This is a genomic window from Hyphomicrobium album, assembly GCF_009708035.1.
GTDB lineage: Bacteria > Pseudomonadota > Alphaproteobacteria > Rhizobiales > Hyphomicrobiaceae > Hyphomicrobium_A > Hyphomicrobium_A album.
In genome coordinates this window covers 647,421-662,263 of sequence record NZ_WMBQ01000002.1, presented here as the reverse complement: position 1 = coordinate 662,263, position 14,843 = coordinate 647,421, and the positions used below count along the sequence as shown (strand labels likewise).

Genomic DNA, 14,843 nt, shown 5'->3' with positions numbered 1-14,843 from the left:
TATGAACCGGGGATGTACCCGGCAAGGTGCCGATCCCACACAGGCGTCGGCATGCCACGCTTGCGAACAATGATTTCGTCAAACTATCAACAGGGCGCCGGATTCTAGGAGAAGCCATGCAAACCGCCGCCGCCGCAACGGGACCCTCGCTCGACGCCTACGTCGAGGGCGTGCGCTCCGGCGACCGGGCAATGCTGGCGCGCGCCATCACGCTCGTCGAAAGCACCAAAGCCCAGCATCAGGCGCGGGCGCAGCAATTGCTGCAGGCCCTGTTGCCGGCGAAGACCGGCGCCTTGCGGCTCGGCGTCACCGGCGTGCCGGGCGTCGGCAAGTCGACGACCATCGACGAACTCGGCATGAATCTCGTCGGCATGGGGCGTCGCGTCGCCGTGCTCGCCGTCGACCCGACGTCGAAGCGCACCGGGGGCTCCATCCTCGGCGACAAGACGCGCATGAACCGGCTGGCACAGGAGCCGAACGCCTTCATCCGGCCATCGCCCACCTCCGGCACGCTCGGCGGCGTCACCCGCAAGACACGCGAGACGATGGCGTTGTGTGAAGCGGCCGGCTTCGACGTGATCATCGTCGAGACGGTGGGCGTCGGCCAGTCGGAGATCGCCGTCGCCGACATGGTCGACTTCTTCCTCGTGCTGCTGCTCGCCGGCGGCGGCGACGACCTGCAGGGCATCAAGAAGGGCATCATCGAGATCGCCGACATGATCGCCATCAACAAGGCGGACGGCGACAACGTCACGCGCGCCGAGCGCGCCGCCGCGGAATATCGCGCGGCGCTGCAGATCCTCAACCCGCCGTCGCCGACCTGGACGCCGACGGTCATCACCATCTCCGGCCGCGAGAACAAGGGCCTCGACAAGCTGTGGGACAGCATCCTCGCGCATAAGAAGGCACTCACCGCGTCGGGCGAATTCGACGAGCGCCGTCAGCGTCAGGCCGTCGCCTGGATGCGCGACATGCTGTCCGACCGCATCATGGGCGCGGTGCAGGCCAATGCGCAGGTCGCGCAGCGACTGCCGCAGCTGGAGGCCGACGTGCGCGAGGGACGCCTGTTGCCCACGCTTGCCGTCGACGAGATAATGGCGTTGGCCGGCATTCGAGCGTAAGCCGGCGCTGCAGCGAGCCGTCGTGACCTCACAGCGCCCCACAGTTCTACTCACCGGCTTCGGCGCGTTTCCCGGCATTGCCGCCAACGCCACCGAGACGCTCGTGCCGCAGCTCGCCGCCGCCGCGCGTGAGCGCTTTCCCGATTATGACATCGTCGATGCGGTGCTTCCCGTCGATTGGAACCGGGCACCCGAGCTGCTGCAATCCCTCCTCAGTGCGAATGCGCCACGCCTGGCGCTGCACTTCGGCATATCCCAGGGCGCGGAGGACTTCCGGATCGAGCGGGTCTCCCGCAACGTCTGCGAGCCCCGCCATGACGCCTGCGGCGCGCTGCCAGCGGAGGTCGCCGTGGTGAAGTCCGGCGCCGACACGCTTTCCACGACGCTGCCGATCGAACGCATCGTCGAGCGGCTGAAGGCAATCGGCGTCCCATGTTGTACCTCCGACGACGCCGGCGCCTACCTGTGCAATGCCCTGCTCTATCATTCGCTGGCCGCCGCGAGCACCCAGGCGAGACCGCATATCGCGGGCTTCGTTCACATCCCGGCCGCGCTGGCCGCCGGCGCCTGCGACCCCGCCGAAATCGTCGAATGCCGGCTGACCTGGCCCACGGCGGTGGCCGGCGGCCTGGAAATCATCGCAACCTGCCTCGAGGATGCGCCTGCCTAATCCTCCGTTAACCGGAGCTGGCCTCAGACTTGCTTGGCTTCCCTGAAGCAGCCGAGCAATGAGCCCCATGACCATCGATCGCCGCCATATGCTGTCCGCCGGCCTCGCCGCTGGCATCGCTGCCGGTGCCGCCGCTGGCGCACGCCCGGCCGAGGCGCGCAAGCGCGCGTCGGCGGCCGGCGACCTCGGTCTCGTTCCCGGCAGCACCTCCGATCAAACGGTGGCACTGCAGGCCGCGCTCGACGCCGCCACGAACCGAGGTGAGCCGCTCGAGCTCCCCGCCGGGCGCTTTCGCATAGGCGCGCTCGAATTGCGCGCCGGTGCACGCCTCGTCGGCGCTGCCGGCGCGACGACCTTGGAGTTCGCCGGTGGCGAAGGCTTCATCACCGCCGACCACGCCGACAACATCCTCATCGAAGGTCTGGTGCTCGACGGCGGTTACCAGATGCTTGGCGCCGCCGACGGCCTGATCGACGTGCGCAACTCACGCGGCGTGCGCTTGCGGCACCTCGCTCTGAGCCGCAGCCCCGCCAACGGCATCTCGCTCATGGCTTGTGCAGGTTCCGTCGCCGACTGCACCGTCTCGAATACTTTGCAGGCGGCCATCCGCAGCGTCGACGCCGCCGGTCTCGAAATCACGCACAACGACATCGCCCACTGCGGCAACAACGGCGTCCAGGTGTGGCGCTCCGAGCCCGGCGAGGACGGCAGCATCGTCACCGGCAACCGCATCGCGCGCATCCGCGCCGACGGCGGCGGCACCGGCGAGAACGGCAACGGCGTGAACGTTTTTCGCGCCGGCAGCGTGCTCGTCTCGGGCAACCGCATCACCGATTGCGCCTTCAGCGCCGTGCGCGGCAACGCGTCCTCCAACATCCAGATCCTCGCCAATTCGTGCGCGCGCCTCGGCGAAGTGGCGATCTACGCCGAGTTCGGCTTCGAGGGCGCGCTCGTCGCCAACAATGTCGTCGACACCGCGGCGACCGGCATCACGCTCACCAACTTCAACGACGGCGGACGCCTCGGCGTCGTGCAGGGCAACCTCGTGCGCAACCTGTTCCGCCGCGAGCAGGAGCCGGTCGACAAGCGCGGCCACGGCATCACCGTGGAGGCCGACACGGCCATAACCGGCAACGTCGTCGAAGGTGCACCGACCGCCGGCATCGTCATCGGCTGGGGCGCCTATATGCGTGAGGTAGTGGCGACGGGGAACCTGGTGCGCGCCTCGCGCGTCGGCATCCTCGTTTCGACGGACCGGGCGGCCGGCGCCTGCGTGCTCGCCAACAACATGATCTCCGGCGCGAGCGATGGGGCTATCCGCGCCATGGACGCGGCCGGCAACCCCACCGGCCCTGAGCTGACGCACGGCGGCAGCTCCGAAAAGCTGCTCGCTATCGCCGGCAACCTGTCGGTCTGATCGCTAAACCTTGAGTTTGGCGAGGGCGTCCTCGTACAGCGGTGACGAGCGCACGCCGCCGACCTCGTGCCCGCGCCACGTCTTCAGCGCCCCGACCGGCATCAGCCCGCGCGCCGCCGGATATAGACGCTCGACCAGCGAGATCGCCGCGCCGGCCGCCGCACGCTTGGCGCCGTCGTCGATCTTCAACGCGAAACCCAGGCCCAGCTCGGGAAAAGCGCCGCAGTAGACGCCCTCGGCGCCCGTCTTCATGAACACCTGCCGCGGCAGCGCGCGCATGACGACGGTGTCGGCGCGGCTCTTGCCGGCGACCATGTCGGGGAACTCCCAGCACGCATCGAGAATGCGCGACACGGCGGCGCGTCGCTCCGGCGTCATTCCCTGACCCGTGACGAGCTTAGCGAACATGCGCGCCATCGCCGACAGCGGCATCGCCCAGTTCGGCACTGAGCAGCCGTCGAAGCCCCGCACGTCATCTCCCAACGGCAGCCCGGAAATGTCGGCCAGCGCCTCGTGTACGCGGGCCTGCACCGGATGCGCCGCCTCCCAATAGCCCTTGATCGGCTCTTTCAAGTGCACGGCTGTCGCCAGCATGCCCGCGTGCTTGCCGGAGCAGTTGTTGTGGAGTTGCGTCGGCGTTTCGCCGGCCTTGATCAGCGCATTGGCAGCCGAGGCGCCGAGCGGAGCGTGCGCCCCGCAGCCGAGCGCGCTCTCGCTCAAGCCGGCCCGCTCGAGCATGGCGGCGGCGAGATGCGTGTGCCGCTCCGTGCCCGCGTGCGAGCCGCAGGCGAGCGCGATCTCGGCCGCGCCGAAGCCGAAACGATCGGCAGCGCCTGTCTCGATCAGCGGCAGGGCCTGCAGCGCCTTCACCGCCGAACGCGGATAGACCAAGCGCTCGACGTCGCCCAGGCGCAACGCCAGCGCGCCGGATGGCGCCGCAACGGCGACCGCGCCGCGATGCCAGCTCTCGACCAGCGGGCCGCGCGTGACTTCGATCAGGATCGGATCTTCCATGTGCACAGCATCGGCTGCGTCGCGCGCGCGATCAAGCCGGGTGTGGCGTTAGAGCGCCCAACCTTCGTGCACACCGATGGAGAAATTTCCGGCGCCGCGTGCGCCGTCGCAAACTACTTCGCCGCGCACTTGCCGAGGTCGGCCTCGCGCTTCTGCGCGGTCGAGCGCGACGTGTCGGGGCTTACCGAAGCGCACCACGCCGCGTGCGCCCCCTTGTCGACGGACCACTCGGCACCCGACAACCCGCACTTGAGCTTCAGGTTGCGCTGCTGCTGCTCAAGCGACGTCTTCACGTACCAGTCGCAGTTGGCGAGCGCGGGAGCAGTTAGCCCCGCGGCCGCGCCGATCAGAGCCAGCACCGGAAACGCTGCACGCAGAGCGCTCGTCATCGTCCTCACCTTCAACGTCCTCTTACGGATCGCATCTCGACCCTAGGGCCGCAGCCATGAACCCAGACTGAATGCCCGGCGTGCACGGTTAACGCCCGCCAAGCCCAGTTCAATACACCGCAAATGCGGCCCCGGCGAGGGCTCTCGACGGGCACGGGCCGCCGGCGAAAAACTTCCAAAAACCTGTCACTGCCGGAACAGCGCGCTCCCCGAGCCCTGAGGCAATCTGCCCCCATAGCCGGCCAGGAATGGCCGCAAAATTCAGGGAGAGTGCCATGCACGGACGCATCACGAAGTTCAGCCCGGAAGTCGGCTTCGGCGTCATCGAAGCCGAGAACGGCGCCAAGTACCGCTTCGCCAAGGACGAGGTCGTCAACCTCAATGGCAAGCTCGTCGGCCACTCGGTCGACTTCCTGGTTTCCGCCCGCCGCGGCAAGGAAATCTTCCTCATGACCGGCTCGCCCTGGACCGCCTTCGGCGGCGGCAGCCACTGACGATCGAGCGGGAGCACAGACCAATGGCCATGACCTTCGACCTCAGCGACATCCCGGCCGTCGATGCCGCCGATCTTGCAGCCGCCATGCGATCCCTTGTCGAGAGTGGCCGCGGGCTGGTGCTACTCAATGGCGCCACCGATGCCGATCTCGACACAGCGCGTACTGTCATGCAGAGCCGTCATCACGCCGAGCCTCAGAGCGCGCTGGCCTCCTTCGTCCGCTTCCGCCACCTCGTGGAAGTGTTCGGCGCCCGCCGCCTCAAGGACATGCTGCTCGATGGCGGGCATGCGCTGCTCGCCCCGGCCATCGCCATTGCCGCCAGCCAGCGCCTCAACGGCCATCGCGGGTTCAGCCCGCAGCGCTTCCTCATCGCCCTCAACGAGGTACGCGCCGCCAACGTCGTCACACTTGAAAAGCGCCCCGCGCCGTCGACCGAGGAGGCTGCCCGCCTCGCCGCCTAACCGGCCGTTGCGACGCGCCGTGACAGCCACGCTCCTAGCGTGGCCAGCAGCGCCGGCGCGGCGCCCGCCAATACTATGGCAGTCGCGATGTTATAGGCATCGGGAGCGTTCGGATTGTTCCGGACGAGGAACATGATGACGCCCTGAGCCGCCATGCCGACGACGCCGGCCATTGCAGCACTCGACAGCAGCCATGCCGCAGCGCGCGGACTGCCCCAAATCGCCAAGGCCGAGATTGCCGATAGTGCCATCGCGACGCCGGCGGCGACCACCAATGCGTAGCCCCAGGGAACCTTGGGGTCGTGAGGATTGTCGGTGAAGATCGACATCGTCGCGATGAGAAGCGCTGCGACCGCGGTCAGCGCCGCCGCTAGGGCCAGCAAAAATACAATGAAGCGCATGGCAATATCCCCCGCGTCCGCCAGACCGCACCACCATGCATCAGGGTAACCGAAGCCCGGCTCGGCGACCAGATGCACGAGGCGTGAACGCTTTCGGCCGATTGCCGGCGCGCTCGCGCCGGAACTGAACTATGCTGCCCGCCGAGCTGCTTTGAAGGCACCAAGCGCCGATGCATTCGCTCCTGTCCAAAGCCGGGCTTCCCGTCATCGGCATCTTCTCCGAGCTGAGCGCGGACGAGCGCGCCGCGCTCATGTCCGGGCTCGAGACGCAACCACTGAAGCGCGGCGACGTGCTGGTGCGGCAGGGAGAGGCCGCCGACGCGCTATACATCGTCATCTCCGGGCGCTTCTCGGTGACCCTCGACGGACGGCGCGAACCGCTCACCGAGATCGGACCCGAGCAGCCGATCGGCGAGATCGCTTTCCTTACCGGCGGCACGCGTACCGCAACGGTGACGGCCATGCGGGACAGCCTGGTGCTGCGCCTCGGGCGCGCCGAGTTCGATTCCATCGCCGCTAAGTGCCCCGGGATCTGGCGGACGCTCACCGCCTCGCTGGCCCAGCGGCTCGCCGCCACCACCAGCATCTCGCAGCCGTCGGCACCCGACCCGCGGCCCCGCACCATCGCCGTCATCCGCGCCGGCGGCGCCCATGTCCCGGAGCGCTTCCTCGATCAGCTCAACGCCGTCTTTTCGGCGAGCGCCAACACATTGGTGCTCAATTCGGCGCGCGCTGCCGAGCTCCTTCCCCCCCTCGACAGCGCCGAGGCGACGCAAGCCCTCAACCAGCTCGAAAGCTCTTATGACTACCTGGTCTTCCTCGCCGACGCCGAGCTCACACCCTGGTCGCAGAAGGCAATCCGCCACGCCGATCTGGTGCTGGCCATCGCCACGCCCGACGCCGATCCGGCCCCCAATGCGCTCGAACAGCTTGCCGCGGCATTCGTCGATACGGAGGCCCGGCGCCTCGTCGTCGTGCACGAGCGCCGCGCGCCTCTCTCCGGTACCGCCCGCTGGCTGCGTCGCCGCAGCGTCGCCATGCATCATCACGTGGCGCTCGACGACCGCAGCACGATGGCGCGGCTCTATCGGTTCATCAACGGCAGCGCGTTGGGCCTCGTCGCTTGCGGCGGCGGAGCGCTCTGCGCCGCGCACGTCGGCCTCTACAAAGCGCTGCTCGAGTCGGGTTTCGAATTCGACATTGTCGGCGGCACGTCAGCCGGCGCGGCGATGACCGGCGCCTTCGCCATGGACAAGCACCCCGACGACATCGACCGCGGCACACACGACATCTTCGTCACCAACCGGGCGATGCAGCGCTACACCTGGCCGCGCTACTCGCTGCTCGACCACCGCCACTACGACACGCAGCTGTCGCGCTACTTCGGCGGCGTCAACATCGAGGACCTCTGGGTCCCGTTCTTCTCCGTCTCGACCAACCTGTCGAGCTACCAATTGCACCGCCACGACCGCGGCGACCTGTTCGAGGCGATCCGCGCTTCGTCGTCGATCCCGGTGCTGCTACCGCCCGTTTATACGCCCGAAGGGGAGATGCTGGTCGACGGCTGCCTGCTCGACAACTTGCCCATCACCACCATGCATGCGCTGAAGAGCGGACCGAACGTCGTCGTGAGCTTCGATATCCCGGAGCTGGAGCGCTTCGACGTGAAGTATGAATCGCTTCCCTCACGCGCCGAGCTGATCCGCATGTCCATCAACCCGTTGACGCGCGGCAAGCTGCCGGCCGCGCCGGGGCTCACGACCGTGCTGATGCGCTCGCTGATGGCGGGGCGCGACGACTTCCTCCGGCAGATGAAGCAGGACGACGTCCTGTTCGTGCCGCCCATTCCCGCCGACATGGGCATTCTCGATTGGCACCGGCACGCGGAGCTGGTGCGCAACGCCTACTGGTGGGGACTGGAAGAGGTGCAGCGCCTGAAGCGCGCGCGCCATCCGTTGATCGCCGCGGTGGAAGCGACGGCGACGGCACGCTAGGCGATTTGACGCTTAGTTTACGATGGGCAGCGCGCGAGATCCGCCGGGGCACGCGTCCACACAAAAGTCTCGCCGAGCATCTTGATGCCCTTGTACCCGTGGACCGAAAGCTTGTTGCCCTGCGGCACGAGTTCGACACTGAACTTGGCGTCTCTGTCGGGATCGTAGATCCAGCCTTCGTCGTAGGTCCCGTCACCCATGGGCTTCACGTCGCCGAGGATTTCCAAGCCGCAACCTTCGGAATTCTTCATGTCGGCAACCCACACGACCTTGCCGCACAGGGCATCGCCGCACTTGGTGATCTCGACCGCACCGCGGCCGGTGTGATCGATCCACACGCCGAGCGGACCCTCCTCGGCCGCCGCGCACAAACCTGCCGCCGCTGTCACCAACGCGGCCGCCGCGAGGCCCACCTTTGCAAGTCTAGTCATTGCACTTCCCCTGCCGAAATCCTTACGGCAACAGCCCACTCGGCCGTTCGCCGCACCCACCCTGCTCATCGCATGTCTTAGAATTGCGCCGGTCAGATGTCACGCGGTCCAACGCCTCAAACGGACGATAAGCCAATAAATACGGGTGGCGCAATTGAACGCGTGATTCGCGTTCGGCCGATGGCGGATCAGCCGAAATCAGGCTTCGAGCCGCGCAACCGCTTGACGTGGCTGCGCTTCGCCTTCGCCTCCCGCCGCCGCTCCTTCTCCCCACGGCTCGGCTTGGTCTTGATGCGTCGCTTGGGCACGATGCATGCCTCGCGGATCATATCGAACAGGCGCTCCTGGGCATCCTCGCGGTTGCGCTCCTGAGTGCGGAAGCGCTCGGCGCGAATGACGAGCACGCCGTCGTCCGTCAGCCGCCGGCCAGCAAGCCGAACCAACCGCGCCCGCACCTCGCCCGGCAGCGCCGAAGAGGCGGCGACGTTGAACCGCAGCTCCACCGCCGTCGACACCTTGTTGACGTTTTGGCCGCCGGGGCCGGACGAGCGCACGAAGCGCTCCTCCAGCTCGCTCTCGTCGATCGTCACGCTTTCGCTGATGCGGATCGTGCCCACGGCTCAGCTCCTCGCGCGGCGCACGAACGTCCGCCAGCCTTTGAGGTCGTGGACAATCTCGCGGGCCGCGTTGTGGCCCGGCGCGCCGGTGACGCCGCCGCCCGGATGGGCCCCCGAGCCGCACAAATAGAGCCCCGCGAGCGGCAGCCGGTAGTCGGCGTAGCCGAGGCTCGGGCGCGCGGAGAACAGCTGATCGAGCGTCAGCGCGCCGTGGAAAATGTCGCCATCGATCATGCCGAAGCGTCGCTCCAGATCGAGCGGCGAGAGGATCTGCGCAGCGATGACCGCGCGCTCGAAGTTCGGCGCGTATTTGCTCACCGTATCGATGACGAGGTCGGCGAAGGCTTCCTTCTCGCGCGCGTCCTCCCAGCTGCGACCCGTGGGCAAGTGCGGCGCGACGTGCTGCACGAACAAGCTGGCGACGTGTTGCCCCGGGGGCGCCAGAGAGTCATCGAGCGTCGAAGGGATCAGCATTTCGACAACCGGATCGCGCGACCATCCGCCCGCCCGCGCGTCGTCGTACGCACGCTCGAGATAGCCGATGTCCGGCCCGATGATGATGCCGGCGCCGTGGTGGTCCTGCGCGTTGGTGCCCGGCAGGCAGGTGAAGCTCGGCAGCTCGCTCAACGCCACGTTCATGCGGAAGGTGCCGGAGCCGGTTTTCATGCGCGTGAAGAGAGAGCGCGTTTCCGGAGCGACCGCATCCGACGGCAGCAGATCGCGGAATAATAGCTTTGGGCCGACATTGGCCACGACGGCGCGCGCCGGGATTTCCTCGCCGTTCTCGAGGACAACGCCACGGGCCGCGCCGTCGCGCACCATGACCTCGCGCACCTTGGCGCCGGTACGGATAAGCGCCCCGCGCGCCTGCGCCGACGACGCCATCGCCCGCGTGATCGCACCCATGCCGCCGATGGCGTGCCCCCAGGCGCCACGCTTGCCGTTCACCTCGCCAAAGCAGTGGTGCAACAGGACGTAGGCAGTACCAGTCGTCGAGGGCGCCGCGTAGTTGCCGACGATGCCGTCGAACGCAAACGCACCTTTGACGACGTCGCTCTCGAACCAATCGTCGAGAAAGTCCGCCGCGCTGCGCGTGAAGAGATCGAGCAGCACGCGCTGCTCATCGACGCTGCGCTTCAGCAGGCGCCTGCCGACGCCGGCGCCCTTGAGCAATTCGAGGATGCCGCCGCCGGCATTGGGCGGCGTCACCAGCACGAGATCGCGCAAGGCGTCGGCGGCGCGCTCCAACATCGTCTCGTATGCGGGAAGCCGCTCCGCGTCGCGCTTGGAGAAGCGGGCGATGGCCGCCTGCCGTTCGGCCTGGTCGCCGCGCATCAACAGATAGCGCTTGTCGTCGATGGGCCAGAAGTTCGCCGCCGGACGCTGCACGATCTTCAGCCCATGCCGCGCCAGCTCGAGATCGGCGATGACCTTCGGATTGAGGAGGCTCACCGTGTAGGCAGCGACCGAATTGCGAAAGCCGGGATGGAACTCCTCCGTCACCGCCGCGCCGCCGACCACATCGTTCTGCTCGAGCACGACGACCTTGAGCCCCGCCGCCGCCAGATAGGCGGCGCAGGTCAGACCGTTGTGCCCTCCGCCGATGAGAACGGCATCGAAGTCGCCCGAAGATTGCATGCTCGTAGCCATCAGTCTGCGGTCACGCCGCAAGGCCTCGCGACGCGGGACGCGGGGCTCTGTGTGCGGTAGCGAACAATCTAATACTCGTAATTAACACTGATCACCCGGATCTTGCTTCAATTGGAGCCGTTAGTATGTCGTTTAGAGCAAACGCCTAGCGTTGCCGTATCAGATCCGGACGCCTGGAGTTGGAACGCCATGCAGATCGCCGCGAACGCCAAGGCCATCACCCGCCGCGACGCGCAGGACGAGGCTTCCTACCAGTTCGCCGGGCTGCTGATCGTCTCGCTCTTTCCCGCACTCTTCTGGACGGCGCTCATCGCCGGCATCGGGGCCGCCGTTGGCCACAGCCCGAGCGCGGTGTCGCTCATGACCATCGGCACGGCCATCGCCATCTTCTGCGCCGGCGTCGGCCAGATGCTGTTCAGCCAAAAATCCTGAAGTCGCTTAGCTGACGCCACCCCAGCCGCAACGCATCCGCTGGCAGGTGCCGCCGCGCACGCCCTTGCACGGCACGCGCACGAAACGGCACGCCCGGCAGCTGTAGCTCGACAGGCAGCCGCGATACGACCCGCCCTTGCGGAAGTTGCAGGTGCGAATTGTCTGGCAGTCGCGCTGCGGATTGATGAGGCCGCCCGGCCCCTCCTGGGCACGCAGATCAGGCGCCATGGCCATCGCCGCGGCCAACGTCATCGCCAATAGACCCAGTCGCCGCATGCGCATGCCCCGATGCATCCCAAGCGCGAACAGTGTGTGGGAGAGACGGAGCGGTGGCAACCGAGTGGCCGATTCTCAGTGCACGACACGCGCACCGGTGTGCCGTTGTGGCCACGCCTTGTATGGGCGCGCCTTACCCCGCGGGACAATCTGGAACGGTGTCCAGGCTCGGCGCCCTGTGGATGGGGTGTCGTACACGTGGCCTGCGCCGGACCCGGCGATCCTGAATGTCGCCCGATTTCTCGACTTGCACTGCGGCGGACACGTGAACGGGATCGCCGCATGCCGCCAGCCGCATCTCACGCCTACCGTCAACTGCAGCCGGGCGATGCCGATCTCTTTCGCGCGCTGCTGACGATGTTCGGCGAGGTATTCAGCGATACCGAGAGCTACATGCGCGCGCAGCCGGACGATGCTTACATCGGGAAGCTGCTCGCCGGGGATACCTTCATTGCGCTCGTCGCGTTGCACGAAGGGATCGTGGCCGGAGGGCTGGCGGCGTACGAGCTGAAGAAGTTCGAGCAGGCGCGCTGCGAGATCTACATCTACGACCTCGCCGTGCGCGAGGAGTATCGGCGGCAGGGCATCGCGACCGCGATGATCGACGAGCTCAAGGCGATTGCGCGCAGGCGCGGCGCGTACGTGATCTACGTGCAGGCAGACTACATCGACCCACCCGCCATCGCGCTCTACACTAAGCTCGGGACGCGCGAGGACGTGCTGCACTTCGACATTCTGCCGTGAGCCGGCGGCCGGAACCTTGCACTAGCGGAGGGCGGCGAGCGCCTTCAATTACTCTGCCGCCTTGCGCGCCGGTTGCTGCACGGCAGCCATGTAGTCGTTGAGCAGGTTTTCCGTGATCTGCCCGGGCTTGTATTTGTGCTCGCCGATCTCGGAGACCGGCGTCACCTCGGCAGCCGTGCCGGTCACGAACACCTCCGAGAAGTCTTTGAGCTCCTCCGGCATGATCGCCCGCTCGATCACCTGATAGCCGCGCTTCTTGGCCAGATCGATGACCGTTCGCCGCGTGATGCCGTCGAGGAAGCAGTCGGGATCGGGCGTGTGGATGACACCATCTTTGATCAGGAAGATGTTGGCGCCCGTGCACTCGGCAACGCGGCCACGCCAATCGAGCATGAGCGCGTCGGCATAGCCGGCGTTCTCGGCGCGATGCTTCTCGACCGTGCAGATCATGTAGAGGCCGGCGGCCTTGCTCTTCGAGGGCGCCGTCGCCGGATCGGGGCGGCGATACTTCGCCATTGTCAGGCGGATGCCTTTCAGCCGCTGCTCCATCGGGAAGTAGGAGCCCCACTGCCACGCCGCAACTGCGAGATGGATCTTGGTCGCCTGCGCCGACACGCCGATTTGCTCCGAGCCGCGCCAGGCGAGCGGCCGGATGTAGCAGTCCGAAAGCTTGTTGGCCTCGACGACGTCGCGGCAGATCTTGTCGATCTCGGCGGCGGTGTAGGGCACGTCGAAGTCGAGCATTTTAGCGCTCTCGATCAGGCGCTGCGAATGCTCGGACAGCTTGAAGATTTCGCCCCCGTAGGCGCGCAGACCCTCGAATACCGCACTGCCGTAATGGAGAGCGTGCGTCAGGACGTGGATGTTTCCCTCGCGCCAGGGAACCATCTTGCCATCGAGCCAGATAAGGCCGTCACGATCGTGAAAGGGAGTTGTCCCGGACATGCGTTCTCTCTCCGTAGACTTTTGCGCCAAGATCGTTACTTAAGCTGGCTCGGTGACGAGCCTGCTGGCGGGCAACGCTGCTGGTGATCCAGATCGCCCCCGCGCCCCTCGCTCAAGCTTGTGCTGCTCGTGCGAACGCGCCGATCGCCTGCGCAAAATGACTTGCCATGACTAACAATCGAGGCCAAATAAGTCAACATGACTGACATAACGTCCGACAGCGTTGCGGGCCGCCGCATGTCGCGCTCATCCGCCGCGCAATCAACCACCAACGGGGCATCGCGCCCTCAGCCTGAGGACGGTCCCCAGACCGACCTCGTCGCCTGCGTCGAGCTCTTGTTCTTCGCCTATCGGGATTTCACCGGCGGCCCCGACGCGGTGCTCGAGGAGTACGGCTTCGGCCGCGCCCATCACCGGGTCCTACATTTCGTGCATCGCAATCCGGGCCTGCGCGTCGCCGATCTCTTGGACATCCTCAAAATCACCAAGCAGAGCCTCGCCCGCGTTCTAAAGCAGCTCATCGATAAAGGTTTCATTATGCAGCGCGCCGGAAACGACGACCGGCGCGAGCGGCGTCTGTTTGTGACGGCAAAGGGCGGGCGCCTGGCCGACAAGCTATCGATCCAGCAGATCAAGCATATCGAGGCTGCCCTGGCCAAAGCGGGCCCGGGGGCGGCAGAGTTTGCGCGTCGCTTCCTTTTTGCCATGATTACGGAGTCGGATCGTCCGCGCGTCGAGGCGCTGGTAAAGCTCGCATCCGAAACGCGCGCCTGACGAGACGACGGCTCGAGGACGAGGGGCAATTATGAGAACCGCGAAAGTCGCGAGCGCACCGCTTCCCGACAACGCTCCGCACGTGCTCATCGTCGACGACGATCAGAAGATCCGCGACCTCCTCGGCCGCTACCTTTCGGAGCAGGGCTTCCGCGTGACGACCGCGCAGGACGCAGCCACTGCGCGCGCCGGCATGCGCGGGCTCGAGTTCGACGCGGTGCTGCTCGACGTGATGATGCCCGGCGAGAACGGCCTCGACCTGGCGCGCGAGCTCAAGGCCACGCGCTCCATTCCCATCTGCATGCTGACCGCGCGCTCCGAGCCCGAGCACCGCATCGAAGGTCTGGAAGCCGGCGTCGACGACTACCTGCCGAAGCCGTTCGAACCGCGCGAGCTACTTCTGCGCTTGCGCAACATCCTGCGTCGCGCCGCGGGCGGCTCCGGACCGAGCGAAGAAGTGCGCATGGGCAACCACGTGTTCCACGTGTCGCGCGGCGAGCTCAAGCACAACGACGAGACGATCAAGCTCACCGAGCGCGAACGCGACCTTCTACGCATGTTCGCCCAGCGCATCGGCAGCCCCATTCCCCGCCACGAGCTTGCCCCGGAGGATTCCACCGGCAGCGACCGCGCGATCGATGTGCAAATCAACCGTCTGCGGCGGAAAATCGAGACTGACCCTTCCAATCCCGTGTACCTCCAGACAGTGCGCGGCAAAGGGTATATCCTCTATTCCGACTAGTGTCCCGATTTCGAAGTTCGCCAGAGTTCGATGCTAGTAGCCGAGCGAACTTCGAAATCATAAGGGACACTAGAACCATAAACTCGCTAGTGCGATTCAGATCGAGAAATTCGCTCAGTACCTCGCCGCTGACGCTTGCGAATTTCTCGATCATCGCACTAGTCCGCCGCGTTTCGAGGTCGGTTGATGCTCGCCAAAGGCGAGGAGCCCGAGCGCCGTCCCTTTCTGCCCTGGCATGCGCTGCGGCAGGCGCTTGCGCGTGCCCGCC

At 66.6% G+C, this 14,843-nt stretch carries 18 protein-coding genes; 10 read left to right on the top strand and 8 right to left on the bottom strand.

Translation table 11 applies throughout. The annotated features are described in order from the left end of the window. Nucleotides 1-116: 116 nt before the first annotated feature. Genes meaB through GIW81_RS15285 form a run of 3 tightly spaced genes read left to right on the top strand, consistent with a single transcriptional unit; the run spans nucleotide 117 to nucleotide 3,208 of the window. The gene (gene meaB, locus GIW81_RS15295; protein WP_154740218.1) at nucleotides 117-1,121 is read left to right on the top strand and encodes a methylmalonyl Co-A mutase-associated GTPase MeaB; all 1,005 of its coding nucleotides are present in this window, start codon (nucleotides 117-119) and stop codon (nucleotides 1,119-1,121) included. A gap of 22 nt (nucleotides 1,122-1,143) precedes the next feature. After that, on the top strand, nucleotides 1,144-1,791 hold the full coding sequence (locus tag GIW81_RS15290) for a pyroglutamyl-peptidase I family protein (protein ID WP_195930590.1): 648 nt from the start codon (nucleotides 1,144-1,146) through the stop codon (nucleotides 1,789-1,791). A gap of 58 nt (nucleotides 1,792-1,849) precedes the next feature. Then, entirely contained in the window at nucleotides 1,850-3,208 is a 1,359-nt protein-coding gene (locus GIW81_RS15285) for a TIGR03808 family TAT-translocated repetitive protein (protein ID WP_229309328.1), read from the top strand. A 3-nt stretch (nucleotides 3,209-3,211) separates the two neighbouring features. Here the strand turns inward: GIW81_RS15285 and GIW81_RS15280 are convergent, their stop codons facing one another. Continuing rightward, on the bottom strand, nucleotides 3,212-4,222 hold the full coding sequence (locus GIW81_RS15280) for an asparaginase (RefSeq protein WP_154740216.1): 1,011 nt from the start codon (nucleotides 4,220-4,222) through the stop codon (nucleotides 3,212-3,214). A 113-nt stretch (nucleotides 4,223-4,335) separates the two neighbouring features. Continuing rightward, on the bottom strand, nucleotides 4,336-4,611 hold the full coding sequence (locus GIW81_RS15275) for a hypothetical protein (RefSeq protein WP_154740215.1): 276 nt from the start codon (nucleotides 4,609-4,611) through the stop codon (nucleotides 4,336-4,338). A 275-nt stretch (nucleotides 4,612-4,886) separates the two neighbouring features. On the opposite strand from GIW81_RS15275, the gene GIW81_RS15270 reads away from it, so the two are divergent. Together GIW81_RS15270 and GIW81_RS15265 are read left to right on the top strand one after the other, a co-directional pair. Beyond that, nucleotides 4,887-5,105: a hypothetical protein gene (locus GIW81_RS15270; RefSeq protein ID WP_154740214.1), complete on the top strand. Its 219-nt coding sequence runs from the start codon at nucleotides 4,887-4,889 to the stop codon at nucleotides 5,103-5,105. Nucleotides 5,106-5,128: 23 nt separating this feature from the next. Then, on the top strand, nucleotides 5,129-5,569 hold the full coding sequence (locus GIW81_RS15265) for a hypothetical protein (RefSeq protein WP_154740213.1): 441 nt from the start codon (nucleotides 5,129-5,131) through the stop codon (nucleotides 5,567-5,569). Here the strand turns inward: GIW81_RS15265 and GIW81_RS15260 are convergent. After that, a complete protein-coding gene (locus GIW81_RS15260) occupies nucleotides 5,566-6,048 on the bottom strand; it encodes a hypothetical protein (protein ID WP_154740212.1) in 483 nt (160 codons plus the stop codon). The genes GIW81_RS15265 and GIW81_RS15260 overlap by 4 nt on opposite strands. A gap of 92 nt (nucleotides 6,049-6,140) precedes the next feature. Here GIW81_RS15260 and GIW81_RS15255 point away from each other — a divergent pair, with 92 nt between their 5' ends. Then, on the top strand, nucleotides 6,141-7,964 hold the full coding sequence (locus tag GIW81_RS15255) for a patatin-like phospholipase family protein (protein WP_154740211.1): 1,824 nt from the start codon (nucleotides 6,141-6,143) through the stop codon (nucleotides 7,962-7,964). Between the two features lie 17 nt (nucleotides 7,965-7,981). Here the strand turns inward: GIW81_RS15255 and GIW81_RS15250 are convergent, their stop codons facing one another. The 3 genes from GIW81_RS15250 to GIW81_RS15240 all read right to left on the bottom strand — a co-directional run bounded on the left by GIW81_RS15250 (nucleotide 7,982) and on the right by GIW81_RS15240 (nucleotide 10,650). Then, nucleotides 7,982-8,395 (bottom strand): DUF2147 domain-containing protein, encoded by a 414-nt coding sequence (locus GIW81_RS15250; protein WP_195930589.1) that lies wholly within the window; start codon nucleotides 8,393-8,395, stop codon nucleotides 7,982-7,984. 188 nt (nucleotides 8,396-8,583) lie between these two features. Beyond that, nucleotides 8,584-9,003 (bottom strand): alternative ribosome rescue aminoacyl-tRNA hydrolase ArfB, encoded by a 420-nt coding sequence (arfB, locus tag GIW81_RS15245; RefSeq protein ID WP_324615107.1) that lies wholly within the window; start codon nucleotides 9,001-9,003, stop codon nucleotides 8,584-8,586. Nucleotides 9,004-9,015: 12 nt separating this feature from the next. Further along, nucleotides 9,016-10,650, bottom strand: coding sequence for a phytoene desaturase family protein (locus GIW81_RS15240; protein WP_154740209.1), 1,635 nt, complete (start codon nucleotides 10,648-10,650; stop codon nucleotides 9,016-9,018). A 201-nt stretch (nucleotides 10,651-10,851) separates the two neighbouring features. On the opposite strand from GIW81_RS15240, the gene GIW81_RS15235 reads away from it, so the two are divergent. Beyond that, entirely contained in the window at nucleotides 10,852-11,094 is a 243-nt protein-coding gene (locus tag GIW81_RS15235; RefSeq protein WP_154740208.1) for a hypothetical protein, read from the top strand. Nucleotides 11,095-11,100: 6 nt separating this feature from the next. Here the strand turns inward: GIW81_RS15235 and GIW81_RS15230 are convergent, their stop codons facing one another. Then, the gene (locus tag GIW81_RS15230) at nucleotides 11,101-11,376 is read right to left on the bottom strand and encodes a hypothetical protein (protein ID WP_154740207.1); all 276 of its coding nucleotides are present in this window, start codon (nucleotides 11,374-11,376) and stop codon (nucleotides 11,101-11,103) included. A 276-nt stretch (nucleotides 11,377-11,652) separates the two neighbouring features. Here GIW81_RS15230 and GIW81_RS15225 point away from each other — a divergent pair, with 276 nt between their 5' ends. Next, entirely contained in the window at nucleotides 11,653-12,114 is a 462-nt protein-coding gene (locus GIW81_RS15225) for an AAC(3)-I family aminoglycoside N-acetyltransferase (RefSeq protein WP_154740206.1), read from the top strand. Between the two features lie 48 nt (nucleotides 12,115-12,162). On the opposite strand, the gene GIW81_RS15220 is transcribed toward GIW81_RS15225, so the two are convergent. Continuing rightward, nucleotides 12,163-13,059: a branched-chain amino acid aminotransferase gene (locus GIW81_RS15220; RefSeq protein ID WP_154740205.1), complete on the bottom strand. Its 897-nt coding sequence runs from the start codon at nucleotides 13,057-13,059 to the stop codon at nucleotides 12,163-12,165. Between the two features lie 198 nt (nucleotides 13,060-13,257). On the opposite strand from GIW81_RS15220, the gene GIW81_RS15215 reads away from it, so the two are divergent. Further along, entirely contained in the window at nucleotides 13,258-13,833 is a 576-nt protein-coding gene (locus tag GIW81_RS15215; RefSeq protein ID WP_154740204.1) for a MarR family winged helix-turn-helix transcriptional regulator, read from the top strand. Between the two features lie 31 nt (nucleotides 13,834-13,864). Then, a complete protein-coding gene (locus GIW81_RS15210) occupies nucleotides 13,865-14,575 on the top strand; it encodes a response regulator (protein ID WP_154740203.1) in 711 nt (236 codons plus the stop codon). Nucleotides 14,576-14,843: the final 268 nt, after the last annotated feature.

Bases quoted from the DNA above. Each gene is read 5' to 3' on its own strand.
- meaB (WP_154740218.1), top strand. From the start codon at position 117: ATGCAAACCGCCGCCGCCGCAACGGGACCCTCGCTCGACGCCTACGTC.
- GIW81_RS15275 (WP_154740215.1), bottom strand. From the start codon at position 4,611: ATGACGAGCGCTCTGCGTGCAGCGTTTCCGGTGCTGGCTCTGATCGGC.
- GIW81_RS15230 (WP_154740207.1), bottom strand. From the start codon at position 11,376: ATGCGCATGCGGCGACTGGGTCTATTGGCGATGACGTTGGCCGCGGCG.
- GIW81_RS15250 (WP_195930589.1), bottom strand. From the start codon at position 8,395: ATGACTAGACTTGCAAAGGTGGGCCTCGCGGCGGCCGCGTTGGTGACA.
- GIW81_RS15280 (WP_154740216.1), bottom strand. From the start codon at position 4,222: ATGGAAGATCCGATCCTGATCGAAGTCACGCGCGGCCCGCTGGTCGAG.
- GIW81_RS15235 (WP_154740208.1), top strand. From the start codon at position 10,852: ATGCAGATCGCCGCGAACGCCAAGGCCATCACCCGCCGCGACGCGCAG.
- GIW81_RS15255 (WP_154740211.1), top strand. From the start codon at position 6,141: ATGCATTCGCTCCTGTCCAAAGCCGGGCTTCCCGTCATCGGCATCTTC.
- GIW81_RS15225 (WP_154740206.1), top strand. From the start codon at position 11,653: ATGCCGCCAGCCGCATCTCACGCCTACCGTCAACTGCAGCCGGGCGAT.
- GIW81_RS15240 (WP_154740209.1), bottom strand. From the start codon at position 10,650: ATGCAATCTTCGGGCGACTTCGATGCCGTTCTCATCGGCGGAGGGCAC.
- GIW81_RS15285 (WP_229309328.1), top strand. From the start codon at position 1,850: ATGAGCCCCATGACCATCGATCGCCGCCATATGCTGTCCGCCGGCCTC.
- GIW81_RS15270 (WP_154740214.1), top strand. From the start codon at position 4,887: ATGCACGGACGCATCACGAAGTTCAGCCCGGAAGTCGGCTTCGGCGTC.
- GIW81_RS15215 (WP_154740204.1), top strand. From the start codon at position 13,258: ATGACTGACATAACGTCCGACAGCGTTGCGGGCCGCCGCATGTCGCGC.
- GIW81_RS15220 (WP_154740205.1), bottom strand. From the start codon at position 13,059: ATGTCCGGGACAACTCCCTTTCACGATCGTGACGGCCTTATCTGGCTC.
- GIW81_RS15265 (WP_154740213.1), top strand. From the start codon at position 5,129: ATGGCCATGACCTTCGACCTCAGCGACATCCCGGCCGTCGATGCCGCC.
- GIW81_RS15210 (WP_154740203.1), top strand. From the start codon at position 13,865: ATGAGAACCGCGAAAGTCGCGAGCGCACCGCTTCCCGACAACGCTCCG.